The 16,674-nt window shown below is 73.3% G+C and carries 14 protein-coding genes and 1 pseudogene; 8 read left to right on the top strand and 7 right to left on the bottom strand.

Annotated elements, in window-relative coordinates; translation table 11 throughout:
• Positions 1-54: 54 nt before the first annotated feature.
• The 5 genes from ACFYV5_RS33615 to ACFYV5_RS33595 form a co-directional block, all read right to left on the bottom strand.
• Entirely contained in the window at positions 55-261 is a 207-nt protein-coding gene (locus ACFYV5_RS33615; RefSeq protein ID WP_355108499.1) for a hypothetical protein, read from the bottom strand.
• Between the two features lie 167 nt (positions 262-428).
• Complete coding sequence (locus tag ACFYV5_RS33610; protein WP_389175044.1) at positions 429-686, bottom strand: hypothetical protein; 258 nt, start codon at positions 684-686, stop codon at positions 429-431.
• An 8-nt stretch (positions 687-694) separates the two neighbouring features.
• A complete protein-coding gene (locus ACFYV5_RS33605; RefSeq protein WP_389175041.1) occupies positions 695-1,945 on the bottom strand; it encodes an MFS transporter in 1,251 nt (416 codons plus the stop codon).
• Positions 1,942-2,388, bottom strand: coding sequence for a GNAT family N-acetyltransferase (locus tag ACFYV5_RS33600; RefSeq protein ID WP_355108493.1), 447 nt, complete (start codon positions 2,386-2,388; stop codon positions 1,942-1,944). Before ACFYV5_RS33600 ends, ACFYV5_RS33605 begins: the two co-directional genes overlap by 4 nt.
• 129 nt (positions 2,389-2,517) lie before the next feature.
• Complete coding sequence (locus ACFYV5_RS33595; protein ID WP_389175038.1) at positions 2,518-5,796, bottom strand: BTAD domain-containing putative transcriptional regulator; 3,279 nt, start codon at positions 5,794-5,796, stop codon at positions 2,518-2,520.
• A gap of 128 nt (positions 5,797-5,924) precedes the next feature.
• On the opposite strand from ACFYV5_RS33595, the gene ACFYV5_RS33590 reads away from it, so the two are divergent.
• Genes ACFYV5_RS33590 through ACFYV5_RS33580 form a run of 3 tightly spaced genes read left to right on the top strand, consistent with a single transcriptional unit; the run spans position 5,925 to position 8,845 of the window.
• Positions 5,925-6,701 carry an SDR family oxidoreductase gene (locus ACFYV5_RS33590; RefSeq protein ID WP_355108489.1) on the top strand — a complete coding sequence of 259 codons (777 nt, stop codon included), beginning with the start codon at positions 5,925-5,927 and terminating at the stop codon, positions 6,699-6,701.
• Positions 6,702-6,740: 39 nt separating this feature from the next.
• Positions 6,741-7,346 carry an NAD(P)H oxidoreductase gene (locus ACFYV5_RS33585; protein ID WP_389175034.1) on the top strand — a complete coding sequence of 202 codons (606 nt, stop codon included), beginning with the start codon at positions 6,741-6,743 and terminating at the stop codon, positions 7,344-7,346.
• Positions 7,343-8,845, top strand: a complete 1,503-nt coding sequence (locus ACFYV5_RS33580; protein WP_355108485.1) for an MFS transporter — start codon at positions 7,343-7,345, stop codon at positions 8,843-8,845. The genes ACFYV5_RS33585 and ACFYV5_RS33580 overlap by 4 nt, the downstream gene beginning before the upstream one ends.
• Here ACFYV5_RS33580 and ACFYV5_RS33575 read toward each other — a convergent pair.
• Positions 8,842-9,336, bottom strand: coding sequence for a MarR family winged helix-turn-helix transcriptional regulator (locus ACFYV5_RS33575; RefSeq protein ID WP_389175030.1), 495 nt, complete (start codon positions 9,334-9,336; stop codon positions 8,842-8,844). The genes ACFYV5_RS33580 and ACFYV5_RS33575 overlap by 4 nt on opposite strands.
• A gap of 106 nt (positions 9,337-9,442) precedes the next feature.
• Between ACFYV5_RS33575 and ACFYV5_RS33570 the strand changes: the two genes are divergently transcribed.
• Complete coding sequence (locus ACFYV5_RS33570; protein ID WP_389175027.1) at positions 9,443-9,859, top strand: organic hydroperoxide resistance protein; 417 nt, start codon at positions 9,443-9,445, stop codon at positions 9,857-9,859.
• A gap of 181 nt (positions 9,860-10,040) precedes the next feature.
• Positions 10,041-11,215 (top strand): annotated as a pseudogene (locus ACFYV5_RS33565) (esterase-like activity of phytase family protein).
• Positions 11,216-11,373: 158 nt separating this feature from the next.
• Here ACFYV5_RS33565 and ACFYV5_RS33560 read toward each other — a convergent pair.
• Entirely contained in the window at positions 11,374-12,165 is a 792-nt protein-coding gene (locus ACFYV5_RS33560; RefSeq protein WP_389175025.1) for a DUF4239 domain-containing protein, read from the bottom strand.
• A 402-nt stretch (positions 12,166-12,567) separates the two neighbouring features.
• Between ACFYV5_RS33560 and ACFYV5_RS33555 the strand changes: the two genes are divergently transcribed.
• The 3 genes from ACFYV5_RS33555 (at position 12,568) to ACFYV5_RS33545 (ending at position 16,664) form a co-directional block, all read left to right on the top strand.
• Positions 12,568-14,328: a CoA transferase gene (locus ACFYV5_RS33555; RefSeq protein ID WP_389175022.1), complete on the top strand. Its 1,761-nt coding sequence runs from the start codon at positions 12,568-12,570 to the stop codon at positions 14,326-14,328.
• Positions 14,329-14,533: 205 nt separating this feature from the next.
• Complete coding sequence (locus ACFYV5_RS33550) at positions 14,534-16,240, top strand: class I adenylate-forming enzyme family protein (RefSeq protein WP_389175019.1); 1,707 nt, start codon at positions 14,534-14,536, stop codon at positions 16,238-16,240.
• Between the two features lie 121 nt (positions 16,241-16,361).
• Positions 16,362-16,664 carry a hypothetical protein gene (locus ACFYV5_RS33545; protein ID WP_389175016.1) on the top strand — a complete coding sequence of 101 codons (303 nt, stop codon included), beginning with the start codon at positions 16,362-16,364 and terminating at the stop codon, positions 16,662-16,664.
• The last annotated feature ends 10 nt before the right edge of the window (positions 16,665-16,674 follow it).

Below are 16,674 nucleotides of genomic sequence, written 5' to 3'. Positions count from 1 at the left end.
GACAGCACGAAGCCCCCTCGGTGCGAGGGGGCTTCGTTGCGCGTCGGCGGACGATCAGCCCTCGTCGCCCTCGCACTCGCTGAAGTCGCCGCAGACGACGACCGTGTGGTCCACCTCGACCTCGACCAGGTGGGTGTCGTTGCTGATTTCGGTGCTGAAGTCCGGGCCGTCCCAGCCCGGGCCGCCGTGGGCGAGGGCCGAGCCGGAGCCGGCGAGAACGGCCGCGGCGGCCAGGGCGAGGGTGGCAATGGTCTTACGCATGAAAACCTCCTGTGACGAGCGGGGTTGCTCACCTCGGAGCCTGTCCCGGGCATAGGACAGCGGCAAACGCTGACGGGCGTTCGGGGCACACGATCGTCCATCCGAGGAGGCGTCACCTCCCGGAGAGCGGGCGTCCCGGGCTCACTCGGGATGCCCGTCGGGCCGTGCTACGTCACGCCCACCGCGCGCAGAAGCTCCTGCGTGGCCGCGCCACCGCGGTCGTCGGACGCGCCCACCCGGAGGGAGACGTACCACGCGCCGTCCGGCACCCGCGGCTCACCCGTCCAGGCCGGTCCGACCGAGGAGGACCGCAGGGCGCCCTTCCGCCAGGTCGCGCCGTCGTCGTACGAGACCTCCAGGGAGCCGCCGTCGATCGTGCCGGTCGAGTGCGGAACTGCCTGGCGGCTATGTGCCGTGGCGGCCAACCGCCGGTTCAGGCCGTGGGTTTGAGGGCGTCGTAGCGGAGGAATCCGCGCCCGAAGAAGGCGAGGACGCCGACGGCGAGCACGCAGGCGATGCCGCCGCCGGTGATGGCGACGGCCGGGGAGGTCAGATCGGCGACCGCCCCGGCGAGGAAGTCGCCGAGCCGCGGTCCGCCCGCGACGACCACGATGAAGACGCCCTGCAGTCGACCGCGCATGTCATCCGGGGCCGCGACCTGCATCATCGTGTTGCGGAAGATCATGGAGACGGTGTCGGAGTAGCCGGCGAGGGCGAGCAGGAGCAGCCCGAGCCAGAGGTTGCGGGTGAGCCCGAAGACGGCGATGGCGGTGCCCCAGCAGGCGACGGCGAGCAGGATCGCCTGTCCGTGGTGCCGGATGCGCCCCTGCCATCCGCTGAGCACCCCGCCGAGGAGCGCTCCGGCCGCCGGGGCGGCGGCGAGCAGTCCGGTGGTGCGGGCGTCGCCGTCGTACCAGAGGACGGCGACGACGGGGAACAGCGCGCGCGGGTGGGCGAGGATCATCGCGCAGAAGTCCGAGAAGAACGTCATGCGCAGGTTGGGCCGGGTGGCGAGGAAGCGCAGCCCGTCCAGGACGGAGGCGCGCTTGGTGCCGGTCCGCTCGGGGAGCATCGAGGGCAGCCGCCACATCGCGTACAGCGCGGCGGAGAAGGCGACGGCGTCGACGAGGTAGGCGATCTGGTAGCCGCCGAAGCCGACGATGAGACCGCCGAGGCTCGGGCCGACGAGCGTGCCGAAGGTCGTCGTCATCGAGTTGAGCGCGTTGGCGGCGCGCAGCTGCTCGGGCGGCAGCAGGCGCGGGATCATCGAGCTCCGGGCGGGCGAGCTGAGCGCGGCGCAGACGGACTGCAGGGCCACGATCACGTACAGAAACCAGACCCGGTGGAAGCCCGCGAACGCCACCGCGGCGAGGGCGGCGGACAGGACGGCGGAGCCGGAGGCGCTGGCGAGCCCGAGCTTGCGGCGGTCGACGGTGTCCGCGATGGCACCGCCGTAGAGGCCGAAGACGATCAGCGGTACGAGGGAGAACAGCCCGACGAGGCCCACGGAGAACGGCGAGCGGGTGATCTCGTACACCTGGAGCGAGACCGCGAGCGCGGTCATGCCCTGGCCGACCCAGGAGACGGTGTTGCCGAACCAGAGGCGGCGGTAGTGCGCGGAGGTACGGAGCGGGGTGAGGTCGGCGAGGACGCGGCGGCGCTCGGTCTGTTCGGTGGTGCTCACGCGACGTCGAACCGGAGCTCGGGCCTGGCCCAGTGGATGTGACCGGTGGGCTCGACGGTGCCGGTGCGGCGGGCTCCCGTCCGCAGGTAGAAGTCCTCGGCGGGCGGGTGTGCGACGACCCGTATGGAGGTGAGCCCGGCGGCGCGGGCCTGGCCGATCATGTGCTCCATCAGCAGCCGTCCGATACCGCGTCCCTGGGCGTCGTCGGCGACGAAGGCGAGGTCGAGCTCGGCCTCGTCGAGGAGGAGCGCGTAGAACCCGAGTACGCGCTCGCGCTCGTCCACGGCGACGAAGACGGGGTGGTGCTCGATGTACGTCCCACCGACGACATAGCCGTCGACCATCGCGGCGTAGTCACCGCGGTAGGCGGCCGATTTCCGGACGAGCTGGGTCAGCCGACGCGAGTCGTCGGCGGTGGCCCGCCGGAGGGTGGGAAAGGACATGGATCGAGTATAGGGGCGGCGCAGAGAGTGGGTCCTTACCATTTCCTCCCTGTCGCCACCCCATCCGTTGCGGGCGTCTGTTCCGCCAGGGCGGAACGGGGTGGGCACGCCCCACAAGGGCGGCTCCCCTTACGGGACCGGCTCGCCCAAGACCCTCCGGGCCTCCGCCACGGCCGCCTCCGGCGAAAGCCCCTCGCCCCGCGCGTGGGCGCCCTCGAACGCCACCTCCCCCAGCGCGGCGCGCACGACGCCCTCGACCCGCTCCACGTCCCCCCGCTCCGCCGGAGGCAACGGCGCTCCCGTCGATGCCCGCACCGCCCCGGCCGCCCCCAACAGCACCGCCGCCGCCTCGCCCCGCCCCGCCAGGGCGTGCGCGCCCGCCAGCCCCTCCAGCGCCAGCGCCACCGCCCGCGGGTCCCCGGTCGTCCGCGCCGTCGCGTACCCCTCCTCGTGCAGCGCCAGCGCCGCCTCCGCGTCGCCGCGCAGCTCGGCCACGAAGCCCAGCTCGGCGAGGATCAGCGCGTTGGCTCCGTCGAGCCCGACCAGCCGGTGCCCCTCGAGGACCTCCAGGAGGTGCTGCTCGGCCTCGTCCAGGAGGCCCTCGCGGCGGGCGCCGAGGCCCAGGCCGAGGACCGCGTTCATCTCGCCCGCCCGGAAGCCGACCTCGACGGCCTTCTCCCGGCCCGCCTGGTGGTACGCGCGGGCCTGCGCCAGGTCCCCCATGAGCAGCGCGGTCCGCCCGAGCCCCGACAGGAGGTCGGGCACCTCGGTGGTCAGGCCGAAGCTCTGGGCGGCGTCCAGGGCGGCGCGTTTGAGCCGGGCGGCCCGCTCGTACTCGCCGCGGATCTCGGCGACCGTCGCCAGCGGATAGACGGACCAGAGCCCGCCGCACACGTCCCCGAGCCGTGCGAACAGCTCGGCGCCCGAAGCGGCGTCGGCCTCCGCACCGGCCAGGTCCCCCCTGAGGAGCCGCTGGACGGCCCGGTCCGAGAGAGCCGCGGCCTCGCCCCACCGATCGCCCTGCTCCCGGAATCCGTCGAGCGCCTCCCCGGTCAGCTCCTCGCCCTCGCTCTGCGCTCCGGTGCCGCACAGCGCGTGGGCCAGGAACCACCGCGCCCAGGGGGCGTGACCCTGCGTCCGCCCGGTGGACGTCACCGCGTCGGACGTAACGCCGGACGCCGCGTCGTACGACGCGAGCGCGGCCGCGATCCGCTGATGCCGGTCGGTGCCGTCGCCGCTCATCACCGTCAGACCGGTCCGCCACACCTCGACCCGCGCGCGCAGCCGGGCGTCACCGCCCTCCGTTCCCAGCGCCGTGGTCACCGAGCGGATCGCCTCGCCGAGGCGCCCGCGCAGGATCCAGTACCAGGCCAGCGCGTCCACGAGCCCCAACGCCTCCTGCGCCGCCCCCTCCTGCACCGCCCCCTCCAGGGCGGCGCGCAGGTTCGCGCTCTCGGCGTCCAGGCGCGCCGACCACTCCCGCTGCCCGTGCCCGCGGAGTTCCGGTTCGGCCGTCCGGGCGAGCCGCGTGTAGTACGCGAGGTGCCGTTCTCGTACGGCTCCGGTCTCGCCCGCCTCCCGCATCCGCTCCACACAGTACGCCGCGACGGATTCGAGCAGCCGGTAACGGGGCCCGTCCTTGCCGTCCACGGTGACGACGAGGGAGCGGTCCACCAGCCGTACGAGCAGGTCGAGCACGTCCTCGGGCGCCACCTCCCCGCCCGCGCAGACCTCCTCCGCGGCCTCCGGCGTGCAGCCTTCCGCGTGCACGGCCAGGCGCCGCAGGACCGCGCGCTCGGGGTCGGGCAGCAGCTCCCAGCTCCAGTCGATGACCGCGCGGAGCGTCTGCTGACGGGCCGGCGCGCCCCGCTGCCCGGCACTGAGCAGCCGGAACCGGTCGTCGAGCCGTTCGAGCAGCCGGTGCACGCCGAGGGCCCGCACGCGGGTGGCGGCCAGCTCCAGGGCGAGGGGCACGCCGTCGAGGCGACGGCAGATCCCCTCCACGGCGGCGATCTGGGACGCGTCCGGTACGAAGCCGGGCGCCGAGGCGGTCGCCCGCGCGACGAACAGCTCGACCGCCCCGGAGAGATCGAGCGGTGGCACCGCCCACAGCGTCTCCCCGGCGAGCGACAAGGGCTCCTGACTGGTCGTCAGCACCACCAGGTCGGGAACGGTGCGCAGGAGCAGCTCCGCCAGCGTGGCGGCCTCGTCGATCACGTGCTCGCAGTTGTCGAGGACGAGCAGCATCCGCTTGCCTCGCAGGACGGCGGCGAGCCGCTCCGCCCCGCCCGGCGTCCACCCCTCCACGGGCCGCAGTCCCCAGGCTCCGTCGTCGCGCAGCTCCATGGCCGCGGCGACGACCTCGGCCAGCGCGCCGCCCGCACCGGCGAGTTCGACGAGCCACACCCCGTCGGGGAACAGCTCGCGCACCTGCCCGGCGGCCTCCACGGCCAGCCGCGTCTTGCCGACGCCTCCAGGGCCGGTGAGCGTGACGAGCCGCCGCCCGGCGAGCAGCTCCCGGATCTCCTCGACGGCGGCCTCGCGCCCGACGAGCCCGCTGAGCGGTACGGGCAGATTGCCGCGGACCTCATGGACATCGCGCGACCGCGCGGCCGGGACGGGGTCCGTCGCGGAGACCGACGGGCCGGCCCGCACCGCGTCGAGAGCGGGGTCCTGGCGGAGTATCGCCCCGTGCAGGGCGACCAGTTCCGGTCCGGGGTCGAGGCCCAGGTCCTCCGCGAGGCGGGCGCGCAGCTCCTCGTACCCGGCCAGCGCCTCGCTCTGCCGGCCCGCACGGTAGAGCGCCTTCAGGCGTACGGCGCACAGCCGCTCCCGCAGCGGATACCGCTCGACGAGCTCCGCCAACTCTCCTGTCAACAGGGCGTGTTCACCCATGTCGAGGCGGTTCACGGCGGCCTCTTCGAGGACGAGGAGGCGCTCCTCCTCGAGGCGGTTCACGGCGGCCCGGACGAACGGCTCGTCCGCGAAGTCCGCGAACGCGGGACCGCGCCACACCTCCAGCGCCTCGGCGAACAGCCCGGCCCGCCGCTCCGGATCGGCGACGGAGCGGGCGCGGGCGGCGAGCGCCGTGAACCGGTCGGCGTCCAAGGAGTCCTTGGGGAGGAGGAGTTGATAGCCGGGGGCGCGGGAGACGAGCAGGTCCCGGCCGCCCGGTTCGGCCTCCTCCAGGACGCGCCGGAGCTGGGAGACCTTCGCCTGGAGGGCGCGCAACGGATTGCCGGGCGTCTCCTCGCCCCACAGGTCGTCGACGAGACGGTGCGCGGCCACCGGCCGGCCCGTGTCGACGAGCAGGGAGGCGAGCAGCGTGCGCACCTTGAGCTCCGGGACCCGGACGGTCCGCCCGTCCTCGGTCCAGACGGCCGTCTCCCCCAGCACCCCGAATCGCATGGGGCCACCGTAGCCCTCCGCCCGAACACGACCCGAACCACACCCGAACCACACCCGAGCCGGACCCGAACCGCCGTCCCGCAGAGTCTCCCTCGTCAGCAGGAAACACCACCACCGAGGAGACCGCGATGACCTTCCAGACCGCCCCCACCAGCAAGAAGACGCTCACCGGCAAGACCGCCCTCGTCACCGGCGGCAGCCGCGGCATCGGCCGCGCGATCGCGCTGCGCCTGGCCGCCGACGGCGCCCGCGTCGCCGTCCACTACGCGAGCAACGAGGCCGCCGCGAAGGAGACGGTCGCCGCGATCGAGGAGGCCGGCGGTTCCGCCTTCGCGATCCGTACCGAACTGGGCGTCCCCGGAGACGCCGAAGCCCTGTGGACGGCCTTCGACGCACACGCCGACGGTGTCGACATCCTGGTGAACAACGCCGGGATCGCCGGGCCCGGCACCATCGACGAGGTCGAGGAGGCCGACTACGACCGGGTCTTCGCGGTCAACGCCAAGGCTCCGTTCTTCATCGTCAAGCACGGCCTCGGCCGGCTGCGCGACGGCGGCCGGATCATCAACATCTCCTCCGGGGTCACCAAGGTCGCCTTCCCCGGCATGACCTCGTACGCGGCCTCCAAGGGCGCGGTCGAGGTGCTGACCCTGACCCTCGCCCAGACCCTCGGCGCCCGGGGCATCACCGTCAACGCGGTCTCCCCCGGCACGATCGAGACGGACATCCACCCGTGGATGGCCGACCCGGCCGCCAAGGCGCACGCCGCCGGCTTCTCCGTCTTCGACCGGGTCGGGCAGCCGGGGGACGTGGCCGACGTGGTCGGCTTCCTCGCCTCGGACGACGCCCGTTGGGTGACCGGCCAGAACATCGACGCGAGCGGCGGCTCCGGCCTCGGCCTCTGACCCCGAGCGCTCTCCCCTCCCTCTCCCGAAGGACACCTCATGCCGCGCCACACCCTGCTCGTCCACGCCCACCCCCGCACGGACTCCCTCACCGCCCAGGTCGCCACGCTCCTCCACGCACGGCTGAAGGACGAGGGCGGGACCGTCGACGTACTCGATCTGTACGCCGAGGGCTTCGACCCCGTCCTCCACCCGGCCGACGAACCGGACTGGGAGAACCGGGAGAAGGCGTACTCTCCCGAGGTCCACGCCCACATGGACCGCATCCTGGCCGCCGACGACATCGCGATCGTCTTCCCGGTGTGGTGGATGGCACCGCCCGCCGTCCTCAAGGGCTGGATCGACCGGGTGTGGAACTACGGCTTCGCGTACGGGCGCAGCAAGCCCCGCCTGGCCTCGAAGCGGATGCTGTGGCTGGCCCTGATGGGCAGCCCCCTGGAGGACATCGAGAAGCTCGGCCTCGACACCGTCCTGGAGACCCAACTGCGGCTCGGCGTCTCGGAGTACTGCGGGATCACGGACTCCGCCGTCCGTGTCGTGTACGGCACCGAGCTGTCCGGCGTACCGAAGGACCTGCGCCCGGAGCGGGTGCGGCAGTTGCTGGAGGACGCGGGCGCGGCCCTGGAAGAAGCGCTGCCCCGATGACCACGACCCTGTCGACGCCCTCCGAGGCGGCACCGGCGCGGGCCGGTGCCCGCCAGTGGCTCGGGCTCGCCCTGCTGCTCCTGCCCGTGACCCTGATGACGGCCGACCTCGGCGTGCTGTGGCTCGCCACTCCGTACCTGGCGGCGGATCTGCGGCCGAGCAGCGCCCAGATCCTGTGGATCACCGACATCTACGGCTTTCTCACCGCCGGCACCCTGGTCATCATGGGCACGCTCGGCGACCGCCTCGGCCGGCGCCGGCTGCTGATGGCCGGCTCGGCGGGCTTCCTGCTGGCCTCGCTGCTCGCCGCGTACGCCCCGAACCCGGAGACGCTGATCGCGGCCCGCGCCCTGCTGGGCGTGGCGGGGGCCGCCGTCCTGCCCTCGACGCTCGCCCTGATCAGTCATATGTTCACCGACGCGCGTCAACGGGCGACCGCGATCGCGATGTGGGTGACCGCGCTCTCGGTCGGGCTGGCGATCGGCCCGATCGTGGGCGGGGTGCTGCTGGCGTCCTGGTGGTGGGGTTCGGTGTTCCTGATCGGTCTGCCGGTCATGCTGATCGCGCTGGTCACGGCGCCGGTGCTGCTGCCGGAGTACCGCGACCCGAAAGCCGGCCGGATCGACGTGCCGAGCGTGGCGCTCTTCCTCCTGGCGGTCCTGCCGCTGGTGTACGGGGTGAAGTCGGTGGCCTCGCACGGCCCGACGGCGGAGGCGGCCGCGGCCTTCGCCGGAGGCATCGTCCTCACGCTCCTCTTCGTCCGCCGCCAGAGCCGGCTGGCCACGCCGCTGCTCGATCTGCGCCTCTTCCGCGACCGCGCCTTCACAGGGGCGCTGCTCACCCTGCTGCTCGGCATGACCGCGCTGAACGGCGTGGAGTACCTGGTCCCGCAGTACCTCCAGGCGGTGGCCGGCCGGTCGCCGCTGGAGGCCGGCCTCTGGCTGCTGCCGGGGGCGGTGGGGCTGATCGCCGGATCGCAGCTGACCCCGGTGCTGGCCCGCCGCTTCCGCCCGGCCCTCGTCCTGATCGGCGGGTTGCTGGTGGCGCTGACCGGGTACGCGGCGATCGCCCTCGCCTCGGGGGTGGGCGTGTCGTCCCTGGGCCTCGCGGTGATCATGTTCGGGTCGGCCCCGATCAGCGTCCTCGGCACCGCCCTGGCGGTCGGCGCGGCCCCGCCGGAGAAGGCGGGCGCGGCGGCGGCGACCGGTCAGACGGCGTACGACCTGGGGCTGGCCCTGGGGATCGCGGTGACCGGCAGCGTGGCGGTCGCGGTCTACCGGGGCGGTATTCCGGGCGACGCCCCGGCCGCGGCGCGCGAGTCGCTGGGCGCGGCGAGCGCGGTGGCCGACGAGAGTCTGCTGGCGACGGCGCGGGAGTCGTTCACGACGGCCCTGCAGTCGGCGTCGGCGCTGAGCGCGGGATTCGCGCTGGTCACGGCGGTGCTGGTGGCGGTGCTGCTGCGGGGCGTCCCGCGCATCACCTCGGGCGGCGCTCCCTAGGAGGCGCCCTGCACACAGGCGCTCAGGTCGTCCGGGTCGACGCTGTCGAGCCGGGCGGCCAGTTCGTCGAGCCGGGCCCGCAGGCCACGGATCTCCTCCAGCTCCATGCCCGTCGCGGCGGCGATCCGCTTCGGCACGTCGAGGGCCTTCGCCCGCAGCGCCGCGCCCTCCCCCGTGGGTCGCACGGTCACCGAGCGCTCGTCCTCCGCGCTGCGCCGCCGCTCGACGTATCCGGCCGCCTCCAGCCGCTTGAGCAGCGGCGACAGCGTGCCCGAGTCCAGCCTCAGCCGCTCCCCGATCCCCTTCACCGGCAGCTCGCCGTGTTCCCAGAGCACCAGCATCACCAGGTACTGGGGATAGGTGAGCCCGAGCTCCTTGAGGGCGCCGCGGTACACGCCGTTGAAGGCGCGGGTGGCGGCGTGCAGCGAGAAGCAGATCTGGTGGTCGAGCCGGAGGAAGTCCTCGTCCCGGGTCGTGTGGAGCGTCGCCATGGCTCCAGGGTACGGGACATCACATCGCAAGCGATTGAGTTGTGCACAACTGAATAGCGCGCTACCTTCATAACCGCACCCCGACCCTGACCGGAAACGAGGATCCATGAACGCGATCTACACCGCCGTCGCCACCGCCAACGGCCGCGAGGGCCGCGCCGTCAGCTCCGACGGCCACATCGACCTCCCGCTCGCCCACCCGCAGGCCCTCGGCGGCAGCGGTCAGGGAACGAACCCGGAGCAGCTCTTCGCCGCCGGCTACGCGGCCTGCTTCGCGAGCGCCATGGGCGTGGTGGCACGCCAGGAGAAGATCGACATCAACGACGCCTCGATCACCGCCGAGGTCTCGATCGGCAAGGACGAGAAGGACGGCGGCTTCGGCCTCGCGGTCGTCATGCGCGCCGAGTTCCCCGACCACCTCCAGGGCGAGCCGGGCCGCGACCTCCTCGAGAAGACCCACGCGTTCTGCCCGTACTCCAAGGCCACGCGCGGCAACATCCAGGTCGAGCTCGTCATCGAGTAGCCCCGGAAATCAGGAACTCCGCCCGCCAGCGGCCCGAAATCACCGCATAGGTCGCCATGCCTGGCCGTCGGCGGATCACGGCTGGGCCGATCATCCGACTGATGGGCCAGGTGGCGGGGAGGCGGCCGACCCGCGGGAGGAATACCCGTGTGGGTGACTGCGGGACGGGAGCGGGCGGTCCATGATCACCGGCATGAGTGCCTCCCTGATCTACCGCGCCTGTGCCGCGGCACTGCTCATGACGTCCACGCTGGCTCCCGCGGTGACTGCCGCCCCCCAACCCGGCGGCCCGGCGCCGGAGTCGGGGCGCGCGGTCCAGGCCCGCCTGCTCGGCGAGCAGATCGTTCCGTACAAGCTCGACTTCCAGGACACCACGGTCGGTGGCCTTTCCGGCGTCGACCGCAACCGGTGCACCGGCGAGTACGTGTTCATCAGCGACGACCGCTCCTTCCTCCAGCCCGCGCGCTTCTACACCGCGAAGCTGGACGTCGACGCCGACGGCGTGCACTCCGTCGACTTCACGGAACCCGACCCCTCCGCCAGGCGGACGGGTCGGTCTACCCCTCGCCCGCCCTCGGAGACGGCAAGGCCGTCGACCCGGAGGAGATCCGCGTCGACCCGCTCGACTGCCGTTACTGGTGGGGGCAGGAGGGCGACCGGCCCGCCGTGGCCGGCCCGCCGTCGATCCAGCCGTCCATCGAGATCTCCGACCCGGACGGCACCCACCGCGGCAGCCTGCGGCTGCCGGAGAACTACACGATCACAGCGGAGCGCGGACCACGCCGGAACCAGGCCGTCGAGGCGCTCACCTTCGGCGCCCGGGGCAGGATGATCACCAGCGCAGTCGAGGGCCCACTGCTCCAGGACGGCCCGGTGCCGGACCTGACGCACGGTGCGCTCGTCCGCGTCACGCAGCAGAGCCGCGGCGGCCGGGTGCTCGGACAGTTCGCGTACCCCATCGAGAAGATCTTCGCCGAATCCGACCCGGACAGCCCTTGGGGCCCCGACACCGGCGTTCCGTCCCTCCTCGCCTTCCCGGACGACCCCGACCGCTACCTCGTGCTCGAACGCACCTGGGTCGCCGGCTCCGGATACAAGATCCGCCTCTACGACGCCACCACACGGGGCGCCACCGACGTACGGGCGGTGAACTCCCTGGCCGGACGGCACGTTGTGCCCATGCGCAAGAAGCTCGTCGCGGACTTCCACACCCTCGGGCTGTCCACCGTCGACAACACCGAAGGCATGACCTGGGGACCCGTCCTGCCGTCCGGCGAGCGGTCGCTGATCCTCGTCAGCGACGACAACTTCGACAAGGACGCGGTCACACAGATCGTCGCGCTCGCCCTCCGCTGAACGAACGGCGGCGACAGACAGGGCTGTGTGGTCCGTTCCCGAGCGCGGGTTACGCATCCCGCCAGTGGGTCGTCCGGTCCCGGGCCGCCCGCGGCATGAGCATCTTCATGTCGCGGGCCGCCGAGGCCGCGGAGTGATCGCGCCTCGACCCGGCCGGCTCACGGGCTCCAGTACCGCGCGAGTGCTCCCTCTCGGTACGGGGCCGGGCTGACGCTGAGGTCGCCCGCGAAAGGGCGGTCGAGGACGAGGACCAGGAGCAGGCTGAAGCCGATGAGGGCAGCGACGGAGGCGACGAAGAGGAGCTGGATGCGCAGCTTGCGCATGCCGTAGAGGAAGGTGAGCGGGATGAGGACGAGTGCGCCGCCGAAGGCCAGGGCCTGAAGCAGTGGGGGGAGTTGCTGGTCGGCCATGGTGAGCCGGGCGCGGCGCTGGGACGCGACATCGTTGAGGTGACTGACGGCTTCTTCGTAGAAGACCTCTTCGCGCGCGGTCTGCGGGTTGTACGTCTGGAGCACCTCGAACGCGGCCCGGAGGTGCCCCTCGGTGGCCCCGTAGCTCGGCCGCCCGGCGCGCATCAGGGGCCACTGATCCTCGACGACGGCGTGGACATAGCCGCTGAGGGCGGCATCGAGGTCGGCGCGGACGGTGGGCGGGAAGGCGGTGGCATCGCGGGCGATGAGCGCGGTGCTGGTGGCCTCGCTCGCGACGACGGTTTGCGTGGCGTCCAGCTGGGTCCACAGGGTGACGATGACGAAGGCGAGGATGATCCCGTAGATGGCGCCGAACATGCCCAGCGTCACCCCGACCATGTCGTTGTGCTCACCTTGCGCCAGCGACGGGTACCTGCGCCGAAGCAGCACACTGCCGGCCACGGCGAGAGTGACGGTCCCGCCGACGGTGACCACGGCCAGAGTGAAGGTGCTGAAGTGGTTGAGCAGCCAGAGCAACATGCACGGGGAGTGTAGCGACTGTCAGTACGCGAACGAACACGCTCGGTGGCCGAGCGAGGACGTCCCAGCCGGCATGGGCGCCGCCGCCCGCGTGTTCGCCGGCCCGCCCCGGAGCGATATGCGAGCGGGGATCCACGCTGCATGCAGCGGCTGGAGGGCGCGGTGTGGGCCGTGCGTACGAGAGCGCACCGGCACCAGGTCTGGGATCGGCCGACCGCGTGCCACATAGAGGCCGGTCCGTCGGCGGCCTGTCGGACAGCCTTGCGAGTCCTGATCATTGGGGGTGAAGTGGCGACGACACCGTGCCTCCGGCCGCCCTCTCCCTGTTCCTTCCGGAGGAAAGATCGTTTCGGTGGAGGAAGAGGGCGCGATGCGGCGAGGCGGGGAAGACGGGCGGCGCACGTGAGCCTGTCCGAGGAGACCGGGACCTGGACGGTGTCCGGGCCCGCCCGTACCGCCCGCACGGTGGCCGAGAAGGTGCTCGGCCACACGCTCGGCGTCCTGCCCGGCGGAGCGACCGACCGGCCCCGGTGGGCCGTCGGCGGCGCCGGGCCGGTCGGCATCGACGCGGGCGACGAGCGCGCGGTGCAGGCCGCGTGCGGCGTCATGCAGGTGCACGGCCGGGCCACCGGCGCCCCCGCGCCGCTCGTCGCGGACTACGTCTCCACCGTGACCGGTGTGCTCGCCGCCCAGGGTGCCACGGCGGCCCTGCTCGCCCGCGCCCACGGCCGCCCACCGCTGCGGACCGGTACCTCCCTCGCCCAAGGGGCGCTCCTGACGGTCACCCAGTATCTCGCCGCCGCCACAGCCGCTGACGACGAACTGCCGCTGCCGGGAAGCGGTACGGGACTCGCCACCCTCGTCACCGCCGACGCCGCGCGCGTCGAGATCGAGACGCTCGACCCCACGGCCTGGGCCGGGTTCTGGCGCCGATTAGGCGTGTCGCCCCGGACGGCGGGACGCGGCTGGCTGCCCTTCCAGACCCGCTTCGGGACAGCGGTCTGTCCGCTGCCCCCGGAACTCCGTGCCGCCGTTCTGGCCCATCCCTTGCAGGCCGTACGGCAGGCGGGCGCCGCGCACGGCGTGTCGGTCGTCGAGATCGGGGAGACGACGGCGTCGCCCGGTCTTGTCCCCTGGACCGTCGAACCCGGCCCCCGCGCCCACCCTCCCCACCGGCCCCCGCCCACGACCGCGCCCTGCGGGGGCGCGTTGCCGTTGGCCGGCGTACGGGTCGTCGAATCGGCACGCCGCGTCCAGGGCCCCATGGCCGGACACGTCCTGCGGATGCTCGGCGCCGAGGTCGTTCGCGTCGAACCACCCGGCGGCGACCCCCAGCGCGCCCTGCCCCCGGTCGCCGGTGGCTGCTCGGTCCGGTTCTCCGCGCTCAACCACGGCAAGCCCGCCGTCGAGGCCGACCTCACCACCCGCCAGGGACGGGACACCGTCGGCGAACTGGTCTCCCGCGCCGATGTCTTCCTGCACAACTGGGCCCCCGGCAAGGAGCGGGCCCTCCTGCTGGACGCCGACGCGCTCCACGCCCTCAACCCCCGCCTGGTGTACGCCTCCGCCTCCGGCTTCGGCACCGCCCTCGGCGCCGTGCCGCCGATCGGCACCGACTACCTGGCCCAGGTGTACGGCGGCCTCGCCGCCGCGCTGCGCCCCGCGGGGGAACACCCTGCCCCCTCCCTGATGACCGTCACCGACGTCCTGGGCGGCCTGGTCCTGGCGCAGGCGGTACTCGCCGGTCTCCTCGCCCGCGAGCGGACGCACCAGGGCTGTCGCGTCACGTCGTCGCTGCTGTCCGCGGCCGCGCTGATCCCCCGCCCGGACCTGCGGGTCGGACTGTCCCCGCTGGACCACCCGCTGGCCACCGCCGACGGACTGCTGTACCTGGGGGCCGAGGCGCGGGCCCGGCCCCAGGAGGTCGCCCGGACCGTCGGCGCCTCAGGCGCCGGTTCGGTGAGGGAACGGCTGAGGATCCGTGGGACGGACGCGTGGCTGGCCGAACTGCGGGCGGCCGGACTGCCGTCCGTGGCCGTCCGCACCGACCTGGCCGGCCTCGCCACGGACCCGGCTTTCGCCCGGGCCGTCCTGCCGCCGGACGAGCACCTCCCGTACGCCCGCCCCGCCACGCCCTGGACGTTCACGGAGGAGACCTGTTGATGACCGTGCCCGGACCAGGACCGGCGTGGGCATCGGGAGGGCACATCACCCCTGCCTGGTGATCGACCAGGACGGGACCCGACCGCTGCCGACAACTGGCCGGGCACCTCCACACGCTTGCTGGGGCGTCGGTCCGCTGATGCCCCCCCCGGGTGAGCCGACCCTGCGAACGGCTCGCTCGTCCCGACCGAGAAGGCAGGACCCGATGACCGCGACGCACACCGTGCGGGAGGCCCTCTGGCGCTCCCGGAACGGCCTGGACCTGCCCGACCGGGTCCCGCTCGCCGACCGCAGGGCGTGGGAGGCCCAGGGCCTGTGCCCCGACACCGACCTCTTCACCCTCTTCCGACGGCACGCCCTGGCCTCCCCGGGCCGCGAGGCGGTGGTGGACGAGCGGGGCACCGTCTCCTACGGGGAGCTGTACGCGGAGGTTCTGCGCATCGCGGCCCTGTTCGCGGAGGCGGGGCTCGGCGCCCGGGACGTGATCGCGCTCCGGCTGGCCAACGGGCGCCTCGCGGCGGCGGCGGAGCTGGCGGTCTACGCCCTCGGCGCGGTCGCGCTCCCCTATCCGCTCGGTGGAGGGATCCGCGACACCCGTACGCTCCTGGCCCGGTCCAGGGCGGGCGGAGCCGTCCTCAGCGAAGCCGGGGACCTCGAAGCGGCGGCCGAACTGCCGTGGCTGCGAGCGGTGTTCACGGTCTCCTCGGGCGCGGCCACCGGGGCGCGGCGGCTGGACCGTGCCACACCCGGCAGGACGTTCCGGCCGTCCGGCCCCCCTGCCGAGGCCACCGCGCCGGCACGGCTCCTCGTGTCCTCCGGTTCCGAGGCCGAGCCGAAGATGGTCGCCTACAGCCACCAGGCCATGGCCGGGGGCCGGGCCGCTTACCTGCGGGCCCTTGCCGGCCTTCCGGCCGGACCGCTCCGGTTCCTCGTCCTCGTCCCGCTGGCCTCCTCGTACGGCTCTCTGGGCGTCCCGGTCGCGCTCGCCGCGCTCGGGGCGACCCTGATCGTGCGCGGGCGGTTCGACGCCGCCGACGCGCTCCGGGCGGTCGTCGAGCACCGGCCCACCCACGTGTTCGCCGTGCCGACCATGCTGCGGCGGATGGCGGACCTGCCGCGCCTCCCGGGGGAGGACACCTCCTGCCTGCGGGCCGTCGTCTCCAGCGGCGCCGCGCTGCCCGCCTCCACCGCGACCGCCTGCCGGGAACGCTTCGGCGTGCCGGTCGTCACCGTGTACGGCTCGTCGGACGGTGTCAACTGCCACACCGCCGCCCCCGCGGGGGACATCGCCGGCACCCCCGACCCCGCCGTGGCCGTCATCCGGATCGTCCGGCCGGACGGTTCTCCGGCGGCCACCGGGGAGCCGGGGGAGATCCAGGCCAAGGGGCCCATGACCCCGCTGTGCTACGTGGGCGCGCCCGAACTGGACGCCCGCTACCGCACCGCCACCGGCTGGGTCCGCACCGGCGACCTCGGGGCGCTCGACGAGGCGGGACGGCTGCGGGTCCTCGGGCGGCTCAAGAACGTGGTGATCAGAGGCGGTTACACCATCAGCCCGGCCGAGGTGGAACACGAACTGGGCACCGATCCCGGGATCGCCGAGGCGGTGTGCGTCCCGGTGCCGGACGAGGAGTTCGGGGAGCGGCTGTGCGCGTGTGTACGGCCGGTTCCGGGGGCGCCCGCGCCGGTCCTGGACACCGTGACCTCGCATCTCGAAGCCCTGGGGCTGGAGCGGCGGAAGTTCCCCGAGTACCTGCTGGTACTGGAGCGGCTGCCGCTGCGGCCCACCGGGAAGGTCTGCCGCCGCACCGTCACCGGCTGGGCCGTGGAAGCCCTGGGCGCCGGAACACCGCCCGGCGCGACGGTCCACGTGAACCCACGGCAGAACATTTCACTCATACAGGGGAAGTAGCGGATGAATAGCGCCTGAGCGCTGAATTGCATGCAATTCTGGAACTGCAAACGGAATTTTTGATTCAACTCCCTTCGCGGCAGGGGCCCTCGGCGGCCCGGCAAGTTATGGAGCAACTCGCTTGCGGCGTTCCCGCGTCATCCTCGGCCTCGCCTCCACCGGCGCGGTGCTGGGTCTTCTCCAGACCCCCGCTTCCGCGTCCGACGGGACCGTCACCGTCTTCCGGACGGAGGCACAGCCCCTGGCCGTGTACGAGAACCCGAACGGCTGCCACAGACTGCCGGGCACGGCACACGTGCTGGCCAATGCCACGGACGGGCCGGTACGCATCTACGGCGACCCGTTCTGTCTCGGGCCGTCCCTCGAGGTCGCTCCCGGCCATGGCTCCCACGTGGCGCCCGGCAGCGGCAGCTTCGGCACCTGACCACCCATCG

The organism is Streptomyces sp. NPDC003035, from assembly GCF_042888285.1.
Taxonomy (GTDB): Bacteria; Actinomycetota; Actinomycetes; order Streptomycetales; family Streptomycetaceae; genus Streptomyces.
The sequence above is the reverse complement of the archived record's forward strand: the minus strand, read 5'-3'. Positions and strand labels throughout refer to the sequence as shown.